The 20,841-nt window shown below is 69.0% G+C and carries 35 protein-coding genes; 27 read left to right on the top strand and 8 right to left on the bottom strand.

Translation table 11 applies throughout. The annotated features are described in order from the left end of the window. The first annotated feature begins 1 nt into the window (after position 1). From ACN269_RS27540 to ACN269_RS27530, 3 genes are read left to right on the top strand one after another with little or no spacing between them, the layout of a single operon-like run. Entirely contained in the window at positions 2–319 is a 318-nt protein-coding gene (locus ACN269_RS27540; RefSeq protein WP_421475151.1) for a DUF2746 domain-containing protein, read from the top strand. A 10-nt stretch (positions 320–329) separates the two neighbouring features. Next, entirely contained in the window at positions 330–1,142 is an 813-nt protein-coding gene (locus ACN269_RS27535) for a M15 family metallopeptidase (RefSeq protein WP_421475150.1), read from the top strand. A gap of 8 nt (positions 1,143–1,150) precedes the next feature. Next, positions 1,151–1,432 carry a hypothetical protein gene (locus tag ACN269_RS27530; RefSeq protein WP_421475149.1) on the top strand — a complete coding sequence of 94 codons (282 nt, stop codon included), beginning with the start codon at positions 1,151–1,153 and terminating at the stop codon, positions 1,430–1,432. A gap of 47 nt (positions 1,433–1,479) precedes the next feature. Here ACN269_RS27530 and ACN269_RS27525 read toward each other — a convergent pair whose 3' ends face one another. Next, positions 1,480–1,716 carry a hypothetical protein gene (locus tag ACN269_RS27525; protein ID WP_421475148.1) on the bottom strand — a complete coding sequence of 79 codons (237 nt, stop codon included), beginning with the start codon at positions 1,714–1,716 and terminating at the stop codon, positions 1,480–1,482. Between the two features lie 61 nt (positions 1,717–1,777). Here ACN269_RS27525 and ACN269_RS27520 point away from each other — a divergent pair, with 61 nt between their 5' ends. Then, positions 1,778–2,236, top strand: coding sequence for a hypothetical protein (locus ACN269_RS27520; RefSeq protein WP_421475147.1), 459 nt, complete (start codon positions 1,778–1,780; stop codon positions 2,234–2,236). Positions 2,237–2,291: 55 nt separating this feature from the next. On the opposite strand, the gene ACN269_RS27515 is transcribed toward ACN269_RS27520, so the two are convergent. Both ACN269_RS27515 and ACN269_RS27510 read right to left on the bottom strand, forming a co-directional pair. Further along, positions 2,292–3,686 (bottom strand): hypothetical protein, encoded by a 1,395-nt coding sequence (locus ACN269_RS27515; protein ID WP_421475146.1) that lies wholly within the window; start codon positions 3,684–3,686, stop codon positions 2,292–2,294. Positions 3,687–3,798: 112 nt separating this feature from the next. Beyond that, positions 3,799–4,164, bottom strand: a complete 366-nt coding sequence (locus ACN269_RS27510; RefSeq protein WP_421475145.1) for a hypothetical protein — start codon at positions 4,162–4,164, stop codon at positions 3,799–3,801. Between the two features lie 321 nt (positions 4,165–4,485). Between ACN269_RS27510 and ACN269_RS27505 the strand changes: the two genes are divergently transcribed. The 20 genes from ACN269_RS27505 to ACN269_RS27410 all read left to right on the top strand — a co-directional run bounded on the left by ACN269_RS27505 (position 4,486) and on the right by ACN269_RS27410 (position 14,132). Next, positions 4,486–4,710: a hypothetical protein gene (locus tag ACN269_RS27505; RefSeq protein WP_421475144.1), complete on the top strand. Its 225-nt coding sequence runs from the start codon at positions 4,486–4,488 to the stop codon at positions 4,708–4,710. Next, positions 4,710–5,666 carry a hypothetical protein gene (locus tag ACN269_RS27500; protein ID WP_421475143.1) on the top strand — a complete coding sequence of 319 codons (957 nt, stop codon included), beginning with the start codon at positions 4,710–4,712 and terminating at the stop codon, positions 5,664–5,666. Before ACN269_RS27505 ends, ACN269_RS27500 begins: the two co-directional genes overlap by 1 nt. After that, positions 5,663–5,932 carry a hypothetical protein gene (locus ACN269_RS27495; protein WP_421475142.1) on the top strand — a complete coding sequence of 90 codons (270 nt, stop codon included), beginning with the start codon at positions 5,663–5,665 and terminating at the stop codon, positions 5,930–5,932. Before ACN269_RS27500 ends, ACN269_RS27495 begins: the two co-directional genes overlap by 4 nt. Then, the gene (locus tag ACN269_RS27490) at positions 5,929–6,402 is read left to right on the top strand and encodes a hypothetical protein (protein ID WP_421475141.1); all 474 of its coding nucleotides are present in this window, start codon (positions 5,929–5,931) and stop codon (positions 6,400–6,402) included. The genes ACN269_RS27495 and ACN269_RS27490 overlap by 4 nt, the downstream gene beginning before the upstream one ends. Further along, positions 6,402–6,860 carry a hypothetical protein gene (locus tag ACN269_RS27485; RefSeq protein ID WP_421475140.1) on the top strand — a complete coding sequence of 153 codons (459 nt, stop codon included), beginning with the start codon at positions 6,402–6,404 and terminating at the stop codon, positions 6,858–6,860. Before ACN269_RS27490 ends, ACN269_RS27485 begins: the two co-directional genes overlap by 1 nt. 1 nt (position 6,861) lies before the next feature. Further along, positions 6,862–7,659, top strand: a complete 798-nt coding sequence (locus ACN269_RS27480; protein ID WP_421475139.1) for an AAA family ATPase — start codon at positions 6,862–6,864, stop codon at positions 7,657–7,659. Between the two features lie 12 nt (positions 7,660–7,671). Then, positions 7,672–7,857, top strand: a complete 186-nt coding sequence (locus tag ACN269_RS27475; RefSeq protein WP_421475138.1) for a hypothetical protein — start codon at positions 7,672–7,674, stop codon at positions 7,855–7,857. After that, on the top strand, positions 7,854–8,102 hold the full coding sequence (locus tag ACN269_RS27470) for a hypothetical protein (RefSeq protein ID WP_421475137.1): 249 nt from the start codon (positions 7,854–7,856) through the stop codon (positions 8,100–8,102). The genes ACN269_RS27475 and ACN269_RS27470 overlap by 4 nt, the downstream gene beginning before the upstream one ends. A gap of 127 nt (positions 8,103–8,229) precedes the next feature. After that, on the top strand, positions 8,230–8,670 hold the full coding sequence (locus ACN269_RS27465) for an endonuclease VII domain-containing protein (RefSeq protein ID WP_421475136.1): 441 nt from the start codon (positions 8,230–8,232) through the stop codon (positions 8,668–8,670). Beyond that, on the top strand, positions 8,667–9,149 hold the full coding sequence (locus ACN269_RS27460; protein ID WP_421475135.1) for a hypothetical protein: 483 nt from the start codon (positions 8,667–8,669) through the stop codon (positions 9,147–9,149). Before ACN269_RS27465 ends, ACN269_RS27460 begins: the two co-directional genes overlap by 4 nt. 107 nt (positions 9,150–9,256) lie before the next feature. Next, complete coding sequence (locus ACN269_RS27455) at positions 9,257–9,574, top strand: CHC2 zinc finger domain-containing protein (RefSeq protein WP_421476598.1); 318 nt, start codon at positions 9,257–9,259, stop codon at positions 9,572–9,574. Continuing rightward, positions 9,456–10,079 (top strand): toprim domain-containing protein, encoded by a 624-nt coding sequence (locus ACN269_RS27450; protein ID WP_421476597.1) that lies wholly within the window; start codon positions 9,456–9,458, stop codon positions 10,077–10,079. Before ACN269_RS27455 ends, ACN269_RS27450 begins: the two co-directional genes overlap by 119 nt. A gap of 13 nt (positions 10,080–10,092) precedes the next feature. After that, entirely contained in the window at positions 10,093–10,560 is a 468-nt protein-coding gene (locus ACN269_RS27445; protein ID WP_421475134.1) for a hypothetical protein, read from the top strand. After that, entirely contained in the window at positions 10,557–10,964 is a 408-nt protein-coding gene (locus tag ACN269_RS27440; RefSeq protein WP_421475133.1) for a deoxycytidylate deaminase, read from the top strand. Before ACN269_RS27445 ends, ACN269_RS27440 begins: the two co-directional genes overlap by 4 nt. An 8-nt stretch (positions 10,965–10,972) precedes the next feature. Then, positions 10,973–11,653, top strand: coding sequence for an FAD-dependent thymidylate synthase (gene thyX / locus ACN269_RS27435; RefSeq protein ID WP_421476595.1), 681 nt, complete (start codon positions 10,973–10,975; stop codon positions 11,651–11,653). Continuing rightward, entirely contained in the window at positions 11,650–12,165 is a 516-nt protein-coding gene (locus ACN269_RS27430; RefSeq protein ID WP_421475132.1) for a hypothetical protein, read from the top strand. Before thyX ends, ACN269_RS27430 begins: the two co-directional genes overlap by 4 nt. Then, a complete protein-coding gene (locus ACN269_RS27425) occupies positions 12,162–12,902 on the top strand; it encodes a ribonuclease H-like domain-containing protein (RefSeq protein ID WP_421475131.1) in 741 nt (246 codons plus the stop codon). Before ACN269_RS27430 ends, ACN269_RS27425 begins: the two co-directional genes overlap by 4 nt. After that, a complete protein-coding gene (locus ACN269_RS27420) occupies positions 12,899–13,216 on the top strand; it encodes a hypothetical protein (protein WP_421475130.1) in 318 nt (105 codons plus the stop codon). The genes ACN269_RS27425 and ACN269_RS27420 overlap by 4 nt, the downstream gene beginning before the upstream one ends. Continuing rightward, positions 13,213–13,743: a hypothetical protein gene (locus tag ACN269_RS27415; RefSeq protein WP_421475129.1), complete on the top strand. Its 531-nt coding sequence runs from the start codon at positions 13,213–13,215 to the stop codon at positions 13,741–13,743. The genes ACN269_RS27420 and ACN269_RS27415 overlap by 4 nt, the downstream gene beginning before the upstream one ends. After that, entirely contained in the window at positions 13,740–14,132 is a 393-nt protein-coding gene (locus tag ACN269_RS27410) for a hypothetical protein (RefSeq protein ID WP_421475128.1), read from the top strand. Before ACN269_RS27415 ends, ACN269_RS27410 begins: the two co-directional genes overlap by 4 nt. Before the next feature lie 126 nt (positions 14,133–14,258). On the opposite strand, the gene ACN269_RS27405 is transcribed toward ACN269_RS27410, so the two are convergent. Continuing rightward, the gene (locus ACN269_RS27405; RefSeq protein ID WP_421475127.1) at positions 14,259–15,710 is read right to left on the bottom strand and encodes a recombinase family protein; all 1,452 of its coding nucleotides are present in this window, start codon (positions 15,708–15,710) and stop codon (positions 14,259–14,261) included. Continuing rightward, positions 15,703–15,960, bottom strand: coding sequence for a hypothetical protein (locus ACN269_RS27400; protein ID WP_421475126.1), 258 nt, complete (start codon positions 15,958–15,960; stop codon positions 15,703–15,705). The genes ACN269_RS27405 and ACN269_RS27400 overlap by 8 nt, the downstream gene beginning before the upstream one ends. A gap of 30 nt (positions 15,961–15,990) precedes the next feature. On the opposite strand from ACN269_RS27400, the gene ACN269_RS27395 reads away from it, so the two are divergent. Then, on the top strand, positions 15,991–16,689 hold the full coding sequence (locus ACN269_RS27395; RefSeq protein WP_421475125.1) for a metal-dependent transcriptional regulator: 699 nt from the start codon (positions 15,991–15,993) through the stop codon (positions 16,687–16,689). A gap of 13 nt (positions 16,690–16,702) precedes the next feature. Here the strand turns inward: ACN269_RS27395 and ACN269_RS27390 are convergent, their stop codons facing one another. After that, on the bottom strand, positions 16,703–17,251 hold the full coding sequence (locus tag ACN269_RS27390; RefSeq protein ID WP_421475124.1) for a hypothetical protein: 549 nt from the start codon (positions 17,249–17,251) through the stop codon (positions 16,703–16,705). Positions 17,252–17,339: 88 nt separating this feature from the next. After that, a complete protein-coding gene (locus tag ACN269_RS27385; protein ID WP_421475123.1) occupies positions 17,340–17,594 on the bottom strand; it encodes a DUF5522 domain-containing protein in 255 nt (84 codons plus the stop codon). Positions 17,595–17,644: 50 nt separating this feature from the next. On the opposite strand from ACN269_RS27385, the gene ACN269_RS27380 reads away from it, so the two are divergent. Beyond that, a complete protein-coding gene (locus tag ACN269_RS27380) occupies positions 17,645–18,604 on the top strand; it encodes a MerR family transcriptional regulator (protein ID WP_421475122.1) in 960 nt (319 codons plus the stop codon). On the opposite strand, the gene ACN269_RS27375 is transcribed toward ACN269_RS27380, so the two are convergent. Next, a complete protein-coding gene (locus ACN269_RS27375) occupies positions 18,580–19,515 on the bottom strand; it encodes a DUF2332 domain-containing protein (RefSeq protein ID WP_421475121.1) in 936 nt (311 codons plus the stop codon). The genes ACN269_RS27380 and ACN269_RS27375 overlap by 25 nt on opposite strands. Before the next feature lie 138 nt (positions 19,516–19,653). Here ACN269_RS27375 and ACN269_RS27370 point away from each other — a divergent pair, with 138 nt between their 5' ends. After that, positions 19,654–20,766, top strand: a complete 1,113-nt coding sequence (locus ACN269_RS27370; protein ID WP_421475120.1) for an FAD-dependent monooxygenase — start codon at positions 19,654–19,656, stop codon at positions 20,764–20,766. The last annotated feature ends 75 nt before the right edge of the window (positions 20,767–20,841 follow it).

The following is a 20,841-nucleotide window of genomic DNA, read 5'->3' as shown; positions in this document are numbered from 1 at the left end:
AGTGGACCCGATCGTTCAAGCCGCCATCGTTTCCGGCGGCTTCGGCCTGGCGACCATCGCGGTGTCGCAGGTGATGCAGAGGCGGCAAGGCCGCCACCTCAACCAGATCCGGGACCAGGTGGCCAACTCACACGAGACGAACCTGCGCGACGACGTTGACCGCGTGCTGGAGGGCGTCGAAACCCTCGTGCAGGGCCAGCGCCAGCACAGCAGGGAGATCGCCGGCCTCCGTGAAGACCTGCGGGTCGAGCGCATGGAGCGCGCGGCGGGTGACGCCCGGCTCGACGACCACCTGCGTACCCAGCGCCCCACTTGCTAAGGAGTATTTGTTGAGCACTTCCCAGAACGGCTGGCACGCCGGCTCGAAGACCGAGATCCGCATCGTGTCCCCGAAGGTCCCCGGAACGAACGTCGACTTCCCGCAGGGCGTCCTGGCCGGCGACGTCGAGACCGTCCTGATGTACGTAGCGGCCGAGTTCCACCGCACCGTCGAGCCACTGAAGGACGGTGAATGCTGGGGCTACTTCTACAAGAACATCGAGGGCTCGAAGGAGCTGTCGAACCACGCCTCCGGCACGGCGATCGACCTGAACGCGCCGGCTCACCCGATGGGCCGGGCGAACACGTTCAGCGCCGCGAAGGTGGCCGCGATCCGCAAGATCCTGGCCTTCTGCGAAGGCGTCGTGCGCTGGGGCGGCGACTACTCCGGGCGCAAGGACGACATGCACTTCGAGATCAACAAGGGCGCGTCCGAGGTTGCTCGGATCGCCCGGAAGATCCGCGGCTTGTCGGCCCCGAAGCCGCCGAGCACCCCGAAGCCCCCGGCCCAGCCGGCGAAGCTCGTGGTCGACGGCAAGTTGGGTCCAGCCACCATCAAGCGCTGGCAGCAGGTCATGGGCACGCCGGTCGACGGCAAGATCAGCGAGGTTAGCTCCCTGGTCAAGGCCGTCCAGCGCCTCCTGCGCAGCAAGGGTCACAAGATCGACGTGGACGGCAAGGGCATTCGCCAGGACGGCCGCTACTACCTCACCACGTACGCCCTTCAGGGCTACCTGGGCACCGAGCGGGACGGTCGCATGTCCGCCCCGGTCTCCGAGCTGGTCAAGGCCATTCAGCGCCGGCTCAACACCGGCAAGTTCTAAGGAGTTCAGTGACCAACGACCTTGACGCCCGGCGGCGTCGTATCCGTACCGCGTTCCAGGCGTTCGTGTCGGCATGCACGGTTCTGCTGGTGATCGTTCCGATCGCCATGGTCGAGTTGGAGGGCGCGCTCCCTGCCAACATGTACGCCTACCTGACCGGCGCGGCTGCCGCTGTCGTGGCGGGCGCCACCCTGGTAACCCGGGTAATGGCGCTGCCGGCGGTGAACGCGTTCATCGACAGGTTCGTGCCGTGGCTGTCGGCCAGCTCGTCCGAGGGCTCGGACGCCTAACTCAGCCCAGACGGTGACCCCGGCTGCCCCTCGCGGGTGGCCGGGGCTTATCGCTCGTTGGGCACCCTGGCGGCCTCGACCTCGTCCATGCTGGCGACCCGGCTGCCGCGCCGCCTGGGCCTGGGCCTGGGCGGCGGCGTGCCCTCGGCGATGGCCTTCAACTCGGCCCCGTGGGGGCCGCAGCGGTCGGTCGTGCCGGTCTTGTCGCCCACACTGACCGTGTACGTCGCGACTTGCAATGTAGGGTCTTTGCAGACGTCGCAGACACGAACCTCAATCTTCAACTTGCTATCCTGTCTATGTATCGCTTAGCATCAACCTTAGTGTCCGATTTTAGGAGGTGCCGTGACCGTCAGCAAACTCGTGAACAGGGACGAGTTCATTCGGTGGTACGAGAACGAGCGCAAGCCGTACTCCTGGATCATCAGCGAGTACAAGCGCAAGTACGACATCGAGATCGGTAACGGCACCATCTCCAACTGGCGCTCGCAGCTCGGCCTGGAGAAGCGCGCCGTGCGCGACGCCTCCCTGATCCCGTGGGCGGTCAAGCGCGAGCACCGGCTCAACCACATGCTCCAGATGCTGCGCACCGAGGCCCGGCGTCGGGCCGGTCAGCCGATCCCGGCCGAGCGGATGAAGCAGCTTGAGAGCTGGCTCCGGAACGTGCGCGAGGAGGATGCGGTCGTTCACTACGACCCGGACACCCCACAGGGCTGGTGGCTGGTCCCCCGCCGACCAGGGATCGACAACGACCTGATCCGCGTCCCCGAGAAGGTCACCCGCGCACGCGGGTCACGCGAGTAACCCAGCGAGCTAAGCGGAAGCCCCCGGCCTGACGAGCCGGGGGCTTTCTCGCGTCTCAGGCTGCGGCGCGCAGCATCTCGGCGTAGATCGGCGGAGCCGGCGGGTTGGCCACCTCGTCGTGGATCGGGGTGGGCGTGTCGTCGGGGACGTCGACCGGATCGTTCAGCGGATCGTCCGGCTCGCTCTCGTCCGGGGCCTCGTCGACCGGAGCCTCATCATCCGGCGACTGCGCCGGCTCATCCTCTGGCGACTGCTCCGGCTCGTCGGTGGGCTGCTCCGAGGTGGGCGGCTCGGTCGGCTGCTCGGTTACGGGAGGGATGGGTGGCTGCTCGGTTACGGGCGGCTTGGCCGGCTCGGTTGGTGCTGTAACCGGCGGCTTGGCCGGCTCACTCGGCACCGTCACTGGCGGCGTCACTGGTGGCGTCACTGGCGGCGCTGGCACTGACGGCACCACGGGTCCGATAGTTGGCGGCAGCGGAACGGCTGGCGGCACCGTTGCGGGCTCGCCCAGGGGCTCCAGGTCGGCGCGCGAGAGCGTGGTGTCGCCGACGATGATGCGTACGGCCTGACGTTGGACCAGGTCGCCCACGGTCAACGGCTTGTCGGTCGGGGCCGGCTCTCCTGGCGGGGTCAGCAGCTTCATCGCGAACGCCGCCTCCGCCATGTCCGCCGGCAAGACCACCTTCTCGTCCAGCCCGCGAGCCCACCGCATGATTCGGGTCTTATCGGTGCCGTAGAGCGCCCACCGCTCTCCCTGCACGAGGCTCGGGCGCATCGGCCCGATATCGCTTGACCCGATCGTGGCCCTCCAGCCTTCGAGCCCTTCGGGCGAGCTGAACACCCGCAGGATGTTGCGCTGGCGCTTCCCGTTCGCGTCGGTGTAGATGAACGAGAAGGTCAACGAGTCCGGGCCAACGGACGCCTCGACGCGTATCTGAGTGCCGTCCGACGCGACGCAGGCCGCGGTGAGGTCTGCGCTTTCGACGTCCGCGCAATGAAGGTCCGAGCCTGACTGGATCGACTCGAAGACCGGGTTGTCCCAGGCGGCGGCAGCAGAGACCGGGTTCACGCCCTGGCCAGAGAGCATCGGCGTGAGGATCGCGCCGATCAGCGAGGCGGCGACCAGCGATGCGACGCGAACGCCGACCTTGGCCACCTTGCCCCCAAGTTGCCGCCGCTCGCGGTGGTGGCGGTGGCGTCCCGGCTTGAGGCTTGCCGGCGGTGTGTGTCGGTACTGGCGTGCGCCCGGCGGCAGCATGACCGCTGCCGGCGGGATGGTGGGGAGCACTGCCTCCACCCAGTGCTCGATGGCGTCAGGATGGGCGCCGGGCAGGACCGCCCTGATGGCGTTGACTGCTGTGTCGTGGCCGATGCCGGGGTCGACGAGAATTACTCCCAGGTCTGGGACGGGCACAGCCGTGGCTCCGGTGTGCCGTTGCACGATCTTCACACTGCGTTCCTTGTTGCAGAGAGGCTGGCGGGTTCTCGCTGGTCAGGTGTGGTGCCGGTCGATGCTATGGGTGGATCTTGCCGTCAAACAGTGGCCGAATGGTGAGAATTTTTCAGAGGTCCAGCGAGCGCAGGTGATGCTCGACGAGCGCGGCGACGGACGCCTGCTGCTCGGGCGTCAGCTTCTCGATGTTCGCGATGAGGATGCGGGTCTTCGTGTCGGGCGTCTCCGTCTCGTAGGTGTGGTAGCCGGCCGACCTCTCCGCAGCGCGCAGCACCACGTCCTCGGGCAGCTCCAGGGCTACCGCGAGGGCCGTGATCTGTTCGGGCTTCGGCATCGCCGGCCGCTCGATGGTGGCCAGCTTGTGGACGTAGGACTTCGAGATGTCGTCGCCGCCCCGTTCGGCGATGGTCTCGAAGGATTCCCCCTTGTCCCGGCGTCGGTCGTTGATGAGCTTCGCAAGCTCATGATCAGGCAAAACGTGCTCCCAAACTCGTCGTGCGGGGCGTGGCGACCATAGCCGTCCCGCGACAGCCGCGTCCACCAGGGGGGATGCTTCGTCCACGGATGTGGACGGGCGGCTGCCGGTTCCAACCGTTCGTCCATACCTGTGGGTAACTCGTCCACGGCTGTGGACAGCATGTGACGCCCGCCTCTACCGTCATGCCCCTGAATCACTGATCAACAACGGGGGCACGGCATGAGCACGGACTTCGCGACACCTCTGGGCGGTCCCGCGACACCTGTCGGATTCGGCTGTTACGGTTTTCTAGCAAGTCACCGAGAGGTTGGTGGTGCGATGAAGGACCTGGTCGAGCACGTGAGTGTCGACCTCGATCACGAGGGGGGCGAAGGCTGGATGTTCGTTCATCCTGACGCCAGCGCGGACGAGATCCGCGACGCCCTGGCCCTTGTGGACGAGGCGGGATTCGAGGAGCTGGACCCCGATGAGACCGGCGACGAGTTCGGGGAAGACGAGCAGGGGCGCTACATGGTCCCGCTGGCGCGAAAGGGCGGCTGGTAATGGCCCTGGTCAAGCTGGACGCTCACAAGGAGCGGGCGCGCGGGGCCGGCGGCAACCGCGACGTCCCGCGCAACGGCAGACAGCAGCCGTTGATCATTCCGCTGGGCGAGGACGGTCAGCCGGACCTGGACGCCAAGCTCAAGGCGTACACCCGGATGACGACCTGGATCGACTGCCTGGAGGACAAGAGCAACCTTCAGAAATGGGGGAAGCGACTCGTCCTGGTCGGACTTGCTATGTTGCCTGATGGCAAGCGGGACGACCTGGTGGCGGAGGTGCTGCGGGCGGACGCCGCTGGCGACAAGGCCAAGCTCAACGCCATCGCGGAGCGGTTGCACAAGGTGGCCGGAGGAAACGCCAAGGCCGAGCAGGGCGACTGGCTGCACGAGCTGAGCGAGTACGCCGACAAGGGCGAAGCGCTCCCCGACAAGGCCACCGCCGAGGATCGGGCCGACATCGCCGCGTACGTGCTGGCGACGCTCGACCTGGAGATCAAGGAGATCGAGCACTTCGCGGTGCTCGACGAGTTCAAGGTGGGCGGCACCCCGGACCGGATGAGCTTCTATGCCGGCCCGGACCCGGACGGCCTGGAGCCAGCCGGCCACCTGATCACGGACCTCAAGACGGGCCGGGTCGACTACGGCGGCCTGAAGATGGCGATGCAGCTCTCCGGCTACGGCCACGGCGAGATGTACGACCCGGCGACCGGCGTTCGCACGCCGTGGCCGGACGATCTGAACCTGAACTGGGGGCTGATCATCAACGCGCCGGCTGGCACCGGCACGTGCGAGGTGATGTGGGTGGACCTGCGGCTCGGCTGGGACGGCTTCCTGCTGGCCCGGGAGGTCAGGGCTATTCGGACCCGGGGGCGCAAGGCGTTCCGTCCGTACCCGTCTCCTACGGGCTCACTTGCTATGCGGTACGAAGCTGCCGAGGAAGGCGAGGACGACGAGTGAGCGCACCTGCGACGACCTTTCGCGAGGTCACGGACATCACTGCCGACGAGCTGCTGGCGGCCCTGCGCGACGGGGGTCACTACGGGCCTCAGCGCGCCGTGCGGCAGGTCGAGCTGTTCCGGCGCCTCGGTGGCGACCCGGATGACCACCGCTACGCCTACCTCTCCTTCCGCACGAGGGAGCTGAGGCGGCGAGGCATCCCCATCGGGTCCAGCCGGCGCATCGGCATCTGGCTCAAGGACAACGACACTGAGGAGAACGAGTGACTGACACTCCCTGGCAGGACGAGGGCGGCTCGCATGTCGTCACGTTCAAGGCGGGCAAGGGCTACGAGGAGCCCTGGCTGATCCTGCGCGGCAGCTCGGCCGCGATGCTGCGGGACCGGATCGTCGAGGCGTTCGGCCTGGAGGGCGATCTCACGCTGGTCGAGGCGATCCACAACGCCAACCAGCTCTTTCGCGCGATGGCCAACGTCGGCCGTGAGCTGGGTGGGCGCGTCGTGCGCAGCACCTCGGCGCCGGCCGAGACGACTGGAAACGACCCGTGGATCGCGGCTGCCGCCGCCACCGCGGACCAGGCTCCGGCGGACCCGAACAGGGCCCTGCTGGACCAGATCGAGGCCGCTACGTCGGTCGACCAGCTCAAGCGTTTCTGGGTGGAACACAACCCGCTGAACGAGGTCGTGGACGCGGCCTGGCGGGCGAAGGGTAAGTCTCTCAAGGAGGGTGGCAACTAATGGCACTTGCTAAGAAGGATTCGGTCGGCGGCAACCTCCCCCCGTTCTTCAAGCCGGAGAACCACGGCGCGGACCCCGCGCTGCTGTTCGAGCCGCTGGGCATCCGCGAGGGCGTGCAGGGCAAGTTCGGCCCGCGCGACCACATCAAGACCAAGGTCACCGTCTTCCGCACCCAGGAGGCCCTGGACAAGGGCGAGCCCAGCTCCGTCGAGGTGGTGGAGATCAACGCCACCGTCCTGGCCCGGGACCTCAAGGAGCTGATGGAGGAGGCCAAGAAGACGGGCGACAGCTCGCCGGCCCTGATCGCCACCCTGCTGCACTACCAGCCCAAGGGCGGCGGTAACAAGAGCTGGGTCTTCCGCCAGCCGCGCGACGCCGACTACGACAAGGCGGCGGCCTACTACGAGGCGCGCGAGGCCAAGCTCCAGGCCGCCCTGTCGGCGGTGCCGGACTTCTGAGTTGCTGACGCCCGGCAGATCGCTCAGCCTGCACGCTGAGTCGGGCCGCGAGTTGCCCCGGGTGCCGGACCTCCAACCCTTGTACGACATGGGGGTCCGGCCCCGGCACGGCGAAGTGGTAATGATCGCCGGCCGCAGTGGCACTCAGAAAAGCGGCTTCGCGCTCTGGTGGGTTGCCCAAATGGGCCTTCCCACGCTCTATTTTTCGGCCGACATGTCGCCATTCACCGCGTCGTCTCGAATCGCGAGCATGTTCCTCGGTGAGACGACCGAGTCCATCGAGATTCGGATGCTCAGCGGTGGCCGGGCGCGACAGGAGGCCCTGGACGCTATCGAGTCCGTGCCTATCACGTTCGCCTTTGGTCAGCTCGACTGGCAGTCGGTCGACCAGGAGCTTGAGGCGTACGTGGAATTGCACGACAGCTATCCGCAGGTGGTCGTCTACGACAACCTGATGGATTTTGAGGGCGCTGAGGCCGATTACACGGTCCAGATGAACGTCATGAGCAACGCCACGGCGTTCGCCCGGGAAACCGGCGCCACCACGGTCCTGCTGCACCACGCGTCGGACAAGTCATGGGACGCCAAGCAGGCGCCCTACGACCCGCCAGGGCGAAACGAGGTCAAGGGCGGGCTTTCGGAAAAGCCGGAGCTATCGCTTTCGGTGGCCCTGGACCCGCACACCCTGGCCTACAAAATCGCCTGCATCAAGCAGCGAATGGGGCCGAGTGACCCCACGGCGAGAAGCTACGCGATTCTGCGCGCAGAGCCGGATCTGACCCGCTTTCACGCACGGTAGAGAGGACACACCTTGAGCGTCGTTCTCAAGTTCTCGGCCTTCTCCAACATCACCTATGGATACGAGTACGACACCGGCTACTCGCGTGACGAGTGGAATTCCATGGACGACAAGACGCGGGACTGGGAAATGAACCAGGCCCTCTGGAACGACATCGACTGCTGGGACGAAGACGGGCCGGAGGGGGACTGCGAATGAGCGGCAAGCCGAAGACGCGGACCTATGTCGTCACCTTCGTGAAGAAGGTGTACGCGGACGTGGTGGTCGAGCTGCCCGAGGAGGGGTTCTCCGCAGGGTTCGCCGTCGAGACCGCTTTCCACGACATCTCTCCGCTGGACGTCAGGGCCGCCGTGGTGGACGACGCGGTCACCCGTGAAGGCGACTGGCAGTTCGACAGCGTCGATCTGGCCGTCGGCGACGACCTCTTCTCCGTCATTCTCTGAAGGGACTTGCTATGGAACCCAACAAGCCGACCAAGGCCGACATGGTGATCGCGCTGAGCGTCCTGGGGGCCGTCGCCGTCCTGGGCCTCCTGTGCGGCGCGGGCAGCGCGGCGCTGCTCCTGCTGCGGTGACCGACTGCGTCGTCTGCGGCGGGCTGCTCACGGGCCGCCAGAAGAAATATTGCTCGGCGATCTGCCAGAAGCAGGCCGGCAGGGCGGCGTGGATCGCGAAGGTCTACGGCATCACGCTCGCCGAATGGGACCGGATTCTTGAGGAGCAGGGGGGCGGGTGCGGGATCTGCGAGCGCAAGCCGCGGACCAAGCCTGACGGCTCCGAAGAGGTCTTCCACCTGGACCACGAGCACGCCAAGGGCCAGGCCGGGCCAGTGCGGGGCATCCTCTGCCCCTACTGCAACACCCGCCTCATCGGCCGGCTCAAGGACCACACCAAGGCGCAACGGATGGCCGACTACCTACGGGAGCCGCCGGCCACACGAGCGCTGGGCCGAACCGTCATCGCCCCCGGGCGACCGAAGGTGAAGCGCAGGCCGAAGCGGAGGCAACCGTGAGGTTCACCCCCCGCAAGGAGGAGGTTCAGCCGGTCATCGACCTGCTGGAGTCTGACGACTTCGACAGCGCCGAGGACATGGCCAAGGCCCTGATCCGCGAGGTCGTGGACATGCTCTGGTTCCGCGACTGGTACGTGCTGGGGGTTAGCACAGGGGACGGCTCGCTGGCGTTCGGACCGTTCGCCAGCGAGCCCGAGGCCAAGGCTCTCGGCACCAAGTGGCAGGGCTCTCTGCTCCCGAGTGACCCCGCGAGGTGGGGTGTCGTGAAGGTCAGAGGGCTCGGCGGAACGGTGGACGAGCGGGCCGGCGGCGGCTTCGGCTTCTGCACCACCGAGGGGTGTGGCCACCCCGCCTACGCACACAGCATGGAGGGCTCCGCCCGGGGCTACTGCGTCGTGTGCGGTCGGCACGGGGCGTGCGGCAAGTACGCACAGGCCAAGCCGAAGGCGAGGGCGACCCGGAAGAAGGAGTCGTCGTGACCGCCTGGCGACTGCGAGCCAGGGAGGAGCCGGCCGACGATGACCGGCCCTCCCTGGAGGCGGTGCTCGAACACTACGGCGTCACCGTCAAGCCCAAGACGAGGCAGATGGTCTGGTGCCCGATCCACGAAGAACAGGGCAGCTCGAAGACGCCAAGCTGCTCGGTTCGCCTGGACGAGGGCCTGTGGAACTGCCACGGCTGCGGCGAAGGTGGCGACGTCTGGACATTGATCATGCTGAAAGAGGGGGTGACCTTTGGCCGAGCGCGATCCATTGCGGCCGACCTCGGACTCGCAGCGGGAGGCGCTGGACGAAGCGATCAGCCGGTATCAAGCGGCTCTTACTTCGGACGCCGCAGCGTTCCTCCTGCGAAGGGGAATAAGCCGGGAAACGGCAGCTACAAACCGTCTTGGCGTCGTCGTTGACCCGGCGCCGGGCCACGGGCAGTACGCGGGCTGGCTAGCGATCCCGTACCTGCGCCACGACTACCAGGCAGTCAGCGTCCGCTTCCGCTGCCTCAGCCCCCGGTGCAACGTCGGGGTTCCGGGCGTCAAGGAACAGCACGACCACGGCAAGTACATGTCCCTCGAAGGCGAGCCGAACCGGGTCTTCTACGTCCCGGCCATCCACCTCGCCGACGACGAGATCCATGTCTGCGAGGGCGAGTTCGACGCGATGATCCTCAACCAGGTCGGGCTGCCTGCGGTGGCCATCCCTGGCGCGTCTGGATGGCAGAACCACCACCGCCGGATGCTCGCCGGCTTCAGTCGAGTCTGGGTCTGGGGAGACCCCGACGACGCGGGCGCCCGGTTCACCGCGCAAATCACCCGAGCGATGCGGCAGGCGCGCGGCGTCCAGCTCCGCATCGGAGACGTGACCGAGACCTACCAAGCACAGGGCGCGGCCGGGCTGTACGCCCTGGTCGGATGAGAGGGGCACCATGATGCGAATCTTCGAGTACACCGACAACGACGGCGACTGCCTGACCGTCGAGGACTACGGCTCCAGCGACCACCCCGACGTCGCGTTCGTGACCCGGGAGGGAGCGGGCGATGTCTCGGCCGTCTACCTGCCGCCAACGCAGGTGGCCGAGCTGGTTGCCGCCCTTCGCCCGCTCAGCCCGGCTGCGGCCGACGACCTGGCCCAGGCGTACCAGAACGGGCGCACCGACGCGATCGACGACCACCAGCTCGTCACCCGCGAGGAGCACGAAGCCGCGTTGACGGCTGCCGCTCAGCCGGGCGCGCTCGACCCGGCCCGGGTGGAGGCACTGAACCTCGCGGCTGCCGTCGCCAAGGATCTGCGCTCGTCCGGCCCCCTGGTGAGCGCGGGTGCTGTCGGGCACGAGCCCGTGCTCGCGTACGCGCTGTTCCTGCTCGACCTGCTGCCGGTCCCGGTGGCGCAGCAGTGAGCAGACCCGACTGGGACGACTACTTCATGGGCATCGCTCAGGCGGCGCTCCGGCGAGGTGACTGCACCCGCAGTCAGGTCGCCGCGGTTCTGGTGCGAGCCAACCGCTCCATCTGCGGCACCGGCTACAACGGCGTCCTGCCGGGCAAGCCAGGCTGCCTGGAGGGCGCCTGCCCCCGGGGTCAGCTCAGCTACGACGAGTGCCCGCCCTACACGCCGTACGACAGCGGGCCGAGCGAGTGCATCGCAACGCACGCCGAGATGAACGCCCTGCTGTTCCTGCCCGACACCGAGCAGGCCGTCACTTGCTATGTAACCCGGCAGCCGTGCCACGACTGCCAAGCCGCGCTGATGCTCCACGGCGTCGAGCGGATCGTCTGGCCCGAAGGAGAGTGGACCGCCTGATGCGAGTCATGCTGATCGCCCGCACCATCATGGTTGACGACATCCCCGGCTACCAGCCGCACGCCCCGTTCGACGTCACCGACGCCGACGACCTGGGCGAGCAGGGCGGCCGGCTGTGCTACCTGTCGTGGAACCGGCCCAACCCGGCGACCGCCACGAACCAGGGCTACCTGGCCAACATCCTCGGACAGGGTCACTACTCGGTGCTGGAGCACTCCAGCGCGTCGTTCTACATCGACGGCGTCACCCGCAACTTCACCCACGAGCTGATCCGGCACCGGCACCTCAGCTTCAGCGAGGTGAGCCAGCGGTACGTGGACGCCCTCGGCTTCGTCGCGCACCCCGGGTTGGCGAGCGTCACCCGTCCGGCGCGCTATTGGATGGACGAGGTCGTCGAGGACGCCCAGGACGCCTACGGGACGCTGGTCGACAACCTGACCGAGCAGGGGCAGGGCCGCAAGCAGGCGCGTCAGGCGGCCCGTCACGTCCTGCCCGGCGGCACCGAGACGAAGATCCTCGTCACCGGCAACCTGCGCGCCTGGCGCGACTTGCTAACAAAGAGGTTGGCCACCAACGCCCAGGGCGAGCCGCTGGCGGACCTGGAGTTCTACGAGGTGGCCAAGCGCATCCTCGTCGAACTGAAGCGGGTCGCCCCGAACACCTTCCAGGACTTCGAGGTGCCCGCATGAGCGAGCAGCAGTTGCTAACCGACGTGGCCGGCAACGTCATTGCGCCGGGCGACATCGTGGTCTACCCGCAAATGTCGGGCCGCTCGGTGCAGATCGTGCTCGGCAAGCTGCTGTCGTACAACGGCAAGACGGCGAGCATCGAGCGCATGGAGGGCGCCCGGTGGGGCGCGAGCTACCAGCGCACCCGCTACCGCGACAAGCGGACCGGCAAGGGCATTGACCCGTACGCTAGCGACAAGCACTGGGAGGTCGAGCGGGGCTCCATCTACACGCACCGGGAGACCGGCGAGGTGTTGACGCAGAGGGAGCTGGACGAGCGCCACCCGCTCGTCGTCACCTGGAGCGCCTACTCTTACCGAGGTGAGAACGACGCGGCCTGGGCTGCCCGCAACCAGTACAAGGCGTCGTATCGGCAGGGGGTCCTGAAGGACTACGTCGAGGAGTACGAGGCCGCGACGCCGCCCGTGACGATCCACAACGTCAAGAACATCGTGCGGGTGGTGCCGGCGTGAAGACCCTCTACATGGACATCGAGACGTCGCCGAACCTGGCGTACGTCTGGAGCCTCTGGCGGGAGAACATCCCGCTGGAGCGGCTGGTGGAGACCGGCCAGGTGCTCAGCGTCTCCTGGAAGTGGCGCGGCGAGAAGAAGGTCACGTTCGTCAGCGACCACTCCCCGGGTCACCGCGGAATGCTCGACGAGACGCACGCCGCGCTGAGTGCCGCCGACCTGGTGGTGCACTACAACGGCAAGGCGTTCGACATCCCGCACCTCAACCGGGAGTTCGTGCTGAACAGCATGAAGCCGCCGGCCCCGTACGCGCAGCTCGACCTGCTCACTCAGGTGCGCAAGCAGTTCCGCTTTCCTAGCAACAAGCTGGCGCACGTCAGCGAGGCGCTGGGCCTGGAGGGCAAGGTCAAGCACGCCGGCTTCAACCTCTGGGTTCGCTGCATGGCGAACGAGGCGTCGGCCTGGGCGGAGATGGAGCAGTACAACAAGCGGGACGTCGTGCTGCTGGAGGAGCTGCACGACCGGCTGAGCGGCTGGCTCCCGGGTGCGCCGAACGCGCGGCTGCACAGCGAGGGCAGCGACGAGAAGTGCCCGCAGTGCGGGAAGGACGACCTGCGGCGCGAGGGGCACGCGTACACGCAGCTCGGCAAGTACCAGCGGTGGCAGTGCCGGGCGTGCGGCGCCTGGTCCAGGTCGAGTACCCGAGTTTCCGGTACCCAGGTGAGGAGCGCATCGTGACCGAACTTGCTAACAAAGGACGTGCTAACGAAGCCGACTGGGACTCGGTCCTGGAGCCGGCCACGGTCGCAGCGATCGAGGCGGCGGCACGCATCGTCGCCGGCAAGTACGGCGACAACGCGGTGAACATGCTCGCCGAGTACGAGGACATGCGCCAGGAGGGTTTCATCCTCGTCGCCACCAAGGAACGGCTCCAGGGGCTCGACCCCCGGCTGCTGACGTTCCGGCTCACGCAAGAGCTGAACGGCCGGGTCAAGTACGGGGCGTCGCGCGCAAGCGCCACCGTCTACCTGTCCGCGCTGGAGCGCGCATGAGCGTCGGGGTTCCCGGCTCCTACCGATCCCTGGATTGGAGGGGCCGGTACTCCCCCGAGCTGGTCGCGGTGATGCTCCCGACTGCGTTCGGGCACGCCGCGTGGACCAGCCGGGAGGCAGCCGCGGATCGCTGCCGGCGCGGAGTCGGCACCTGCACGCACGACTGCGAGACCGACGAGTTCCGCGAGGGCTGCACGGTCGACGGCGAGCACAAGGTCTGTGAGCACCGCCACGGCGGCCACGACCAGTGCGGGCGGTGCGCCTGCACCAACCCGGCAGCACGCCAGAGCAGCAACACCCGCGAGACCGACGCGCACGTGATGGCCCTGGACCTCGCGAGGGCCTGGAAGGCCACGTTCGCGCACCGCCAGGACGTCATCGCACAGGCCCTCAGCCTGCGCCACAACTTCGGACTCACCCAAGGAGAGATCGCCCTGTTGCAGGGCGTCAGCCGGCAGGCCGTGGGCCTGCGCCTCCGGGCGGGACACCTCGCCATCGCCGACTACCTGAACGGACAGAGCGCATGACTGACCAGCTTCCCCCGGAGATCATCGGCCACCTCGCCGGAGTCACCGGCACCAACGAGCCGATGGAAGCCTGCAACTCCTGCCAGAGGGCGATCATGTATGGCGTCATGGCCCACGTCACGTCGGCGGCCAGCGCTCTCGACGCGGGCTTCGGCAGCCGGGCCACGGCCATCGGCCACCTGAAGGTCGCGCTGCGCTTCCTGCTCGACTACGTGAAGGTCGACTTCCTGAGCGTCGCCCCGGACGCCGAGGACATGACCGACGAGGAGTGGGCGCTCGCCGTCATGGCGTTCTTCGAGGCCCGCATCGAGCACTACTGCGACATGGAGACCGGGGAGATCATCTTCGAGCCCCACGACGACGACGACCCGGCTGCGGCGCCCCTGTGAGCGAGATCCCTGAAAGCGTCCGAGCCCACTTCCGCCAGCTTGGCCGGGAGTGGGCTCGGAACCACCCTGATCCTCAGCGAGACGCCGAGGTGACTGCCTTGCTTCGAGCCATCCGCAGGGACAGGCTCAGCCGCGAGGCACGATAACCACCGCGTCAATCGGCGGCCCGTCAACCCCGTTGCTGCCGCCCTTCCCGACTGGCTTGACGATGATCCGCTTCACGTAGCGCCCCAAGATCGCGATGCGCTCGTACAAGCTCTCCGGATCATCGTCAAGCCAGTCTTCTAGTTCCTCTTCCCTGTCGACCGGGATCAGCGCGGCCTGCTTGGCAAGGTCCCCCTGCTCGGAACGCAGCGCCTGGATCTGCTGCCGCATCGGGATGATTTCCTCAAGGGCCTCGTCGTCGGTGTAGATGCCCTTACGCTGCCCGCCCTGGACCCGCTTGATCTCGGCCTCAAGCTCCCGGATCTTCGCCTCCAGGGCTGGGTTAGGGTCGGTCCCTTCTTCGCCTTCAGGGACGCTCAGGCGGCCCTCAATGGCACCGCACACCCACTCCCGGACCACGGCGTCCAGCCACGGAAGCTGACGGGAGACCTGGCCGCATCCACCCCGCTGTTTGATGCAGATGTAGCGGCTGTAGCCGCCGGACTTGCCCGGCGGGGGGATGTAGACCTGCGCGGACATCGGGTTGCCACACACGCAGAAGATGAACCCCGTCAGCAGGTACTTGCGGGCCTTCGGCGGCCCACCCTTGCCCTTCGCGCCCCGCGTGCCCAGAGCCGCGACGATGGCCTCGTGCTCGGCTCGGGTGAAGATGGCGGGCCAGTTGCCCGGCCCGACGATCTCGTCATCGTGCGCCACCAGGCCGGCGATGCGGGGGTTACGCAGGGTCCGGGCCACGTTGCCGTCGTTTTCCCACTCCTTCCCGAAAGGAGTGAGGACGCCCATCTCCTGCCAGAGCTTGCGGACCTTGGACACCTTGCCGGTCCGGAGCAGGACGTCCTTGCCCGCATGGAGCGCCTTCTCGGCAAGCGGGTCAATCTCCTGGCAATAGCCGAGCGGCGACTTGTGCACGTAGCCGAACGTCCGCGCGCCACCGTGCAGCTCGCCGGCCTCCCGACGCCGCCTGGCGGCCCGCGCGACACGCTCTCCGGTCCGCTCAGCCTCCGCAGCGTCCACCGCCGCCTTGATCCGGGCCACCATCCGCCCATCGGCGGTCGAGAGGTCGTCGTTGCCGCTCTTGACCGTGTAGAGCAGCGTGCCCCTGGCGTCGTGCAGCGTGATCAGCCGCTCAAGCTCCATGGGCCGCCGCGTGAACCGGCTGTTGCTGAGCGAGACGAGCACGTCGAGCACGCCGGCCTCAGCCTGGCGCATCATCTCCTCGAACCGCGGCCTGATCTTCTTCGCCTTCGTGCTGGCCGACAGGTCGTTGTCGATGAAGACGTCGACCACCTGCCACCCGAGCGACGCCACCAGCTCGCGGCAGTCGGCCTCCTGGTCGGTGACGCCCTTCTCTTCGGACTCCCGGTCCTCACTGATCCGGCAGTAGATGCCGCACCGCAGGGGCACGTCACCCACGGTCGTCCTCCGGGTCGTCGTCCTCGGTGTAGATGTCGACGGGGAGTCCGTTCTCCAGCATGAAGCGCTCGGCCGCCTCCTGCTGCGTCAGCAGATCAGCGGCCTCGCCCTCGCGGGCCGGGCGCCACTCGTAGCCGTGCTCCCATGCCGCCAGCGCGGTGGCGTCCTGCTGGGCCTCCAGGCCCTCGGGGGCGCTGTCGTCCATGGCCGGGCGGGTGTAGTGGATGATGCGGGGTCGCTCGTGCGACACTGGAGCCTCCGGTTCGTTCCTCGCTGACAGGTGATAAAGATAAACAGCCACTCACTCGTCGACACGACCGAGATGTACCTGCGCACCATCCTCGAGCTGGAGGAGGAGGGAGTGCCGCCGCTGCGTGCCCGGATCGCCGAGCGCCTCAAGCAGAGCGGCCCCACCGTCAGCCAGACCGTGGCCCGGATGGAGCGCGACGGCCTGCTCACCGTCGAGGGCGACCGGCACCTGACGCTCACCGCGCTCGGCCGGGGCACCGCCGTCTCCGTGATGCGCAAGCACCGCCTCGCCGAGCTGCTGCTCGTCAACGTCATCGGGATGCCCTACGAGGAGGCCCACGAGGAGGCCTGCCGCTGGGAGCACGTGATGAGCGACGCCGTCGAGAAGCGGGTGTACGACCTGCTGAACCGGCCGACCCGCTCGCCGTACGGCAACCCGATCCCGGGCCTGGAGGAGCTGGGCTCTCCCGAGGCCCCGGCCAGCGAGGCCGGCGAGGGCGAGCGCAACCTGGCCTTCCCCGGGCTCTCCGGGCCGGTCGTGGTCCGCCGGATTTGCGAGAGCGTGCAGACCGACTCCGACGTGCTGCGCCAGCTGCACGCCGCCGGTGTCGACCCGGGGGCCACGGTGACGGTGGCCCAGGAGCGCGACGGGGTGTCGATCGACCGCTCCGGCGACCGGGTGCGGCTGCCCCGCGAGGTCGCCTCCCGGGTCTTCGTCGCCGCCAGCTGACCGGACGCGGGCGTCACAGCGCCCGGGTGTCCACCTTCTTGGCCAACGCGACGAGGTTGTTGGCCATCTTGTCCGCCGCCGCGCGCTCGGTCCCCCGGGCGCCGGTCCAGGTCAGGCTGGCCAGACGTCCGTCGCCGGCCAGCCAACCGACCTCGGCTACCGGCCCGTAGCCGCCGGTCGCGGCGACGGTACGCCGGTACGCCAGCTGGCCCAGGCCGGTGACCTTCGTCGCCTTGGCGGGCACCACGTCGGCGCTGAAGGTGGACTTGTCGATGCCGGTCTCGGACACGCTGAGCATCAGCTCCGGCAGCGCCGCGCGCTCGGCCCGGACCACGCAGGTGTGGGTGTCGTTCCGCTCGCTGGCCGCCGCCACGTCGAAGCGCGCCTTGACGGTCTGCTCGATCACCGTGAAGTCCAGCAGCCGGCAGGCCCCACCCGACGAGGCCGCCGCCACGTCCAGGGCAACCGGCGCCGGTGGTGGCACCGCCACCGGCTCGGCCTCGGCGGCACAGCCGCTCACCAGCAGGCCCGCCAGCCCGGCGAACACGATCCGCCCGCGCACGTTTCACCCTCTCCCCGACCGACGGCGGAAGGGGCCCGCCGGATGTCCGTCGGAAACCGTACGGGGTGTCCGGGTCTGGCGAAAGTCCTCATTCCGAGGGTGGATCGTCCACGTACGGGCAGTGCCGGCACCCCCGTCCGCAGCACGTGCCGCGACGGGCCAGGAAGGCGGCGCTGAGCACGAACAGACCCGTCACCGGGTCGGGATAGCCGGCCTGTCCGGCGGCCAGTGCGGCGTCGTGCGCCGCGATGATCCGGGCCCGGTCCGGGTGCTCCGGCGGCAGGCGGGACGGGTGCGGCTCGGTGAGCGGCCGGCCAGCCAGGGGTCGTCGCTCTCCGCTCACCGGGCCAGTCTGCTTGAGTCTCCCGTGGCGGGAGACGTGAGGGTGGGGGCATGAGCGGCGACGAGCGGTACACCATCGGCGAGCTGGCCCGGCGCACCGGACTGAGCGTCAAGACCATCCGTTTCTACGCCGACCACGGGATCGTCCCGCCGAGCGACCGGAGCCCGGCCGGCTACCGGCTCTTCGACGCCGCGGCGGTCGCGCAGCTGGAACTCGTCCGGACGTTACGGGAGCTGGGCGTGGACCTGGCCGCCATCCGTCGGGTGGTGGATCGCCAGGTGCCGCTGCACGAGGTGGCCGCCACGCACGCCGAGGCGCTGGCCGCGCAGATCCGCGTGCTGCGACTGCGTCAGGCGGTGCTGACCGTTGCGGCGAGGCGCGGGGCGGGCCCGTCCGAGGTCGACGACCTACACCGGTTGGCCCAGCTCACCGCCCACGAACGGACGCAGCTGGTGGACGACTTCCTGGACAGCGTCTTCGCCGGCGACCCGCCGACATACCCCGGGGTGCTCGTCTCGATGACGCCGGAGCTGCCCGACGATCCCAGCGCCGAGCAGATCCAAGCGTGGATCGAGCTGGCCGAGCTGTGCCGCGACCCCGCCTTCCGGGCGAGCATGCGGCGGCTCGCCCGCCAACACGCCACCGACAACGACGTACCCGGTCTCCCCCGCCCGGACGCCGTCGCCCTGGTCCGGCACGGGGCGGCGGCCGCCCTGGCCGCCGGTCTCGATCCGAGCGGAGACGAGGCCGAGCCGGTGGTCGCGGCGGTCACCGACCGGTACGCCCGCCTGCACGGCCTCGCCGGCGACGCCGACCTGCGCCAGCGGTTGCTGGACCGGCTGGTCCTGGCGAACGACCCCCGCCGGGACCGTTACCTCGACCTGCTGTCGGTGATCAACGGCTGGTCGGGTGGGAGCCCGGTCGCGCCGGCCGTGGACTGGTTCGTCCGGGCCCTGCGTGCCCGAATGTCGTTGGCGGCGGGCTCTCAGCCGAACCAGGTCATCGCCTGACCATGGCCCCGGGTCCAGGCCAGCGGCTTGCCGTCCAGCGCGAGCACGTTGTGCAGCGTCGCGTCCGGCGAGTCGGGCAGCCCGCCGTGGGGCAGCACCTCCGGGGCCTCGTTCGCGATCCAGTGCCCCGGCAGCTCACCGACCAGCCGCACGAACGCGTCCCGACGCGCGGCGGGCACCTGGTAGAGCACGGACGTGTGAAAGATGACGAGCGTCGCGTCGGCCGGCGCACGGGCCGCCAGCGCCGGCAGGTCGTCCACCAGGTCACCCCGGACCAGCAGCGGCGGGTCGGCGGCGGCAACCGCCGCCGCCGCGCGCAGCCGGGCCCGCCGGTGCGCGTGCTCCGGCCAGATCAGGGCGTCCAACCAGGACACGTCGTCGGGGTCGGTCACGTCGAGCGGGTTCAGGTCGAGGCCAGCCCGCCACACCACCCGGGGTACGCGCCCAGGTGGCGTCAACCCGCTGACCGTGCACTCCAGGACGGGCACACCGTCGCCGACCTCGTGCCCGCCGTACCGGTAGGCGTACCGGTCGGGGTAGAGGCAGAGCCCGGCGGACGCGCCGACCTCCAGCAGGGCGAGGGGCTGCGGCAGCGCGGCGAGCACCGGCAGCAGCACCGCGCACCGGCCCGCCTCGTTCGTCTGGGTGGCCCTGCTCAGCAACTCGGTCTCGATGGCGGGCCAGTGCGTCCGCACGTACTCGTGGAACGCGCCCGGATCGTCGACCGGGCCGCCCAGCCAGCGGACCACGCCGTACAGCAGGTTCGGCTGGCGCTTGGCGGGCGGGAGCCCGTCGAGCAGGGCGAGCAGGTCGTGGTCGTCGGCGACGGCGTACGACAGCCGCTCGTACGTCGGTGAGACCCCGTGTGCCTCGCGGCGGGCGAACTCGACGTACGCCTCGGCGGTTGTCATGGCCTCATCGTCGCAGTCCATTGGCCGGTCGTTCAGCCCCCGTACCCGTGCGCCGACTCACCCTCCTTCTAGAGTGCTGCGGCGGCCGAGGTGTTGAGCAGCAGCTCAGCCGGCCTGCGCAGCGGAAGGGAACATGTCGTGCGGGGTAACGATGTCCGGGTACTCATCGTCGGCGGGGGCATCGCCGGGCTGGCGACGGTCGTCGCGTTGCGCGGTTGGGGGGCGACGGTCGACGTGGTCGAGCGGACGCCCGGGCCGACCGCCTCGGGCACCGGCATCTACCTCACCGGCAACGCGACCCGGGTGCTCGACGTCCTCGGTCTGCGCGAGCAGGTCGCCGACGTCGCCGTGGAGATCACCCGGCAGCGCAGCGCCAACCAGCGCGGACGTCGCCTCTTCGACATCGACGTGACCGCGCTCTGGCAGGGCGTCGGCCCGTGCCTGTCGCTGCCCCGGGCCGGACTGCACCGGGCCCTGGTGGCCGGCGTCGGAGACGCCCCGATCCGCTGGGGTCGCCACCCGATCGCGTTCGACCCGGAGGGTGACCGGGTCGCCGTCGGGTTCGACGACGGCAGCACCGAACGGTACGACCTGGTGATCGGCGCGGACGGGGTGCACTCGACGGTGCGTCGGCTCGCCTTCGACGGTCAGGCGGCCCGCGACCTGGGCCAGTACGCGTACCGCTGGGTCGCTCCCCGCATCGACGACGAGCCGTTCTGGTCGGTGCAGTTGGGTCGGGGCAGGCAGTTCCTGACGATCCCGATCAGCGCCGAGCAGACGTACTGCTACTACAACGACGGCCCGGTGGCCGACCGGCCCGGCTGGCGCGACGACGTGGCCGCGTCGTTCACCGAGCCGGCGGCCATCATGCTCAAGGCCCTCGACCACGACGACAGCACCCTGCACGCCGGCCCAAACCAGGAGGTCGTCCTCGACTCCTGGTCGCGGGGTCCGGTGCTGCTGATCGGCGACGCCGCCCACGCCACCTCGCCGAACATGGCCCAGGGCGCGGCGATGGCCCTGGAGGACGCGGTCGTGCTCGCCTCCTCCTTAACCGCCGCCGACTCCATCACCGAGGCGCTGCGAGCCTTCGAGGCGCGTCGGCGCCCGCGCACCGACTGGGTGCTCAGCCAGACGCACCGCCGGGACAAGGCCACCGGCCTCCCGCCCGCCCTGCGCGACCTGGTGCTGCGCCGCCTCGGCGAGCAGATGTTCCGGTCGAACTACGGCCCCCTGTTCGCGCAACCCTGACCCCGCGAGGGGGTTCCTCAACACGAGGTCGGCGAGGTGGCGGTGTCAGGCCCGCAGGACACCCCCACTTCGCCG

This window comes from Micromonospora sp. WMMD736 (assembly GCF_049179015.1).
In the GTDB taxonomy this organism is placed as follows: Bacteria; Actinomycetota; Actinomycetes; order Mycobacteriales; family Micromonosporaceae; genus Micromonospora.
This window is presented reverse-complemented; position numbering and strand designations above follow the sequence as displayed.

What these genes read in the sequence shown, in the direction of transcription:
- ACN269_RS27505 (WP_421475144.1), top strand. Translation starts at nt 4,486, where the DNA reads ATGAAGGACCTGGTCGAGCACGTGAGTGTCGACCTCGATCACGAGGGG.
- ACN269_RS27500 (WP_421475143.1), top strand. Translation starts at nt 4,710, where the DNA reads ATGGCCCTGGTCAAGCTGGACGCTCACAAGGAGCGGGCGCGCGGGGCC.
- ACN269_RS27485 (WP_421475140.1), top strand. Translation starts at nt 6,402, where the DNA reads ATGGCACTTGCTAAGAAGGATTCGGTCGGCGGCAACCTCCCCCCGTTC.
- ACN269_RS27470 (WP_421475137.1), top strand. Translation starts at nt 7,854, where the DNA reads ATGAGCGGCAAGCCGAAGACGCGGACCTATGTCGTCACCTTCGTGAAG.
- ACN269_RS27455 (WP_421476598.1), top strand. Translation starts at nt 9,257, where the DNA reads ATGGTCTGGTGCCCGATCCACGAAGAACAGGGCAGCTCGAAGACGCCA.
- ACN269_RS27445 (WP_421475134.1), top strand. Translation starts at nt 10,093, where the DNA reads ATGCGAATCTTCGAGTACACCGACAACGACGGCGACTGCCTGACCGTC.
- thyX (WP_421476595.1), top strand. Translation starts at nt 10,973, where the DNA reads ATGCTGATCGCCCGCACCATCATGGTTGACGACATCCCCGGCTACCAG.
- ACN269_RS27430 (WP_421475132.1), top strand. Translation starts at nt 11,650, where the DNA reads ATGAGCGAGCAGCAGTTGCTAACCGACGTGGCCGGCAACGTCATTGCG.
- ACN269_RS27415 (WP_421475129.1), top strand. Translation starts at nt 13,213, where the DNA reads ATGAGCGTCGGGGTTCCCGGCTCCTACCGATCCCTGGATTGGAGGGGC.
- ACN269_RS27410 (WP_421475128.1), top strand. Translation starts at nt 13,740, where the DNA reads ATGACTGACCAGCTTCCCCCGGAGATCATCGGCCACCTCGCCGGAGTC.
- ACN269_RS27380 (WP_421475122.1), top strand. Translation starts at nt 17,645, where the DNA reads ATGAGCGGCGACGAGCGGTACACCATCGGCGAGCTGGCCCGGCGCACC.
- ACN269_RS27375 (WP_421475121.1), bottom strand. Translation starts at nt 19,515, where the DNA reads ATGACAACCGCCGAGGCGTACGTCGAGTTCGCCCGCCGCGAGGCACAC.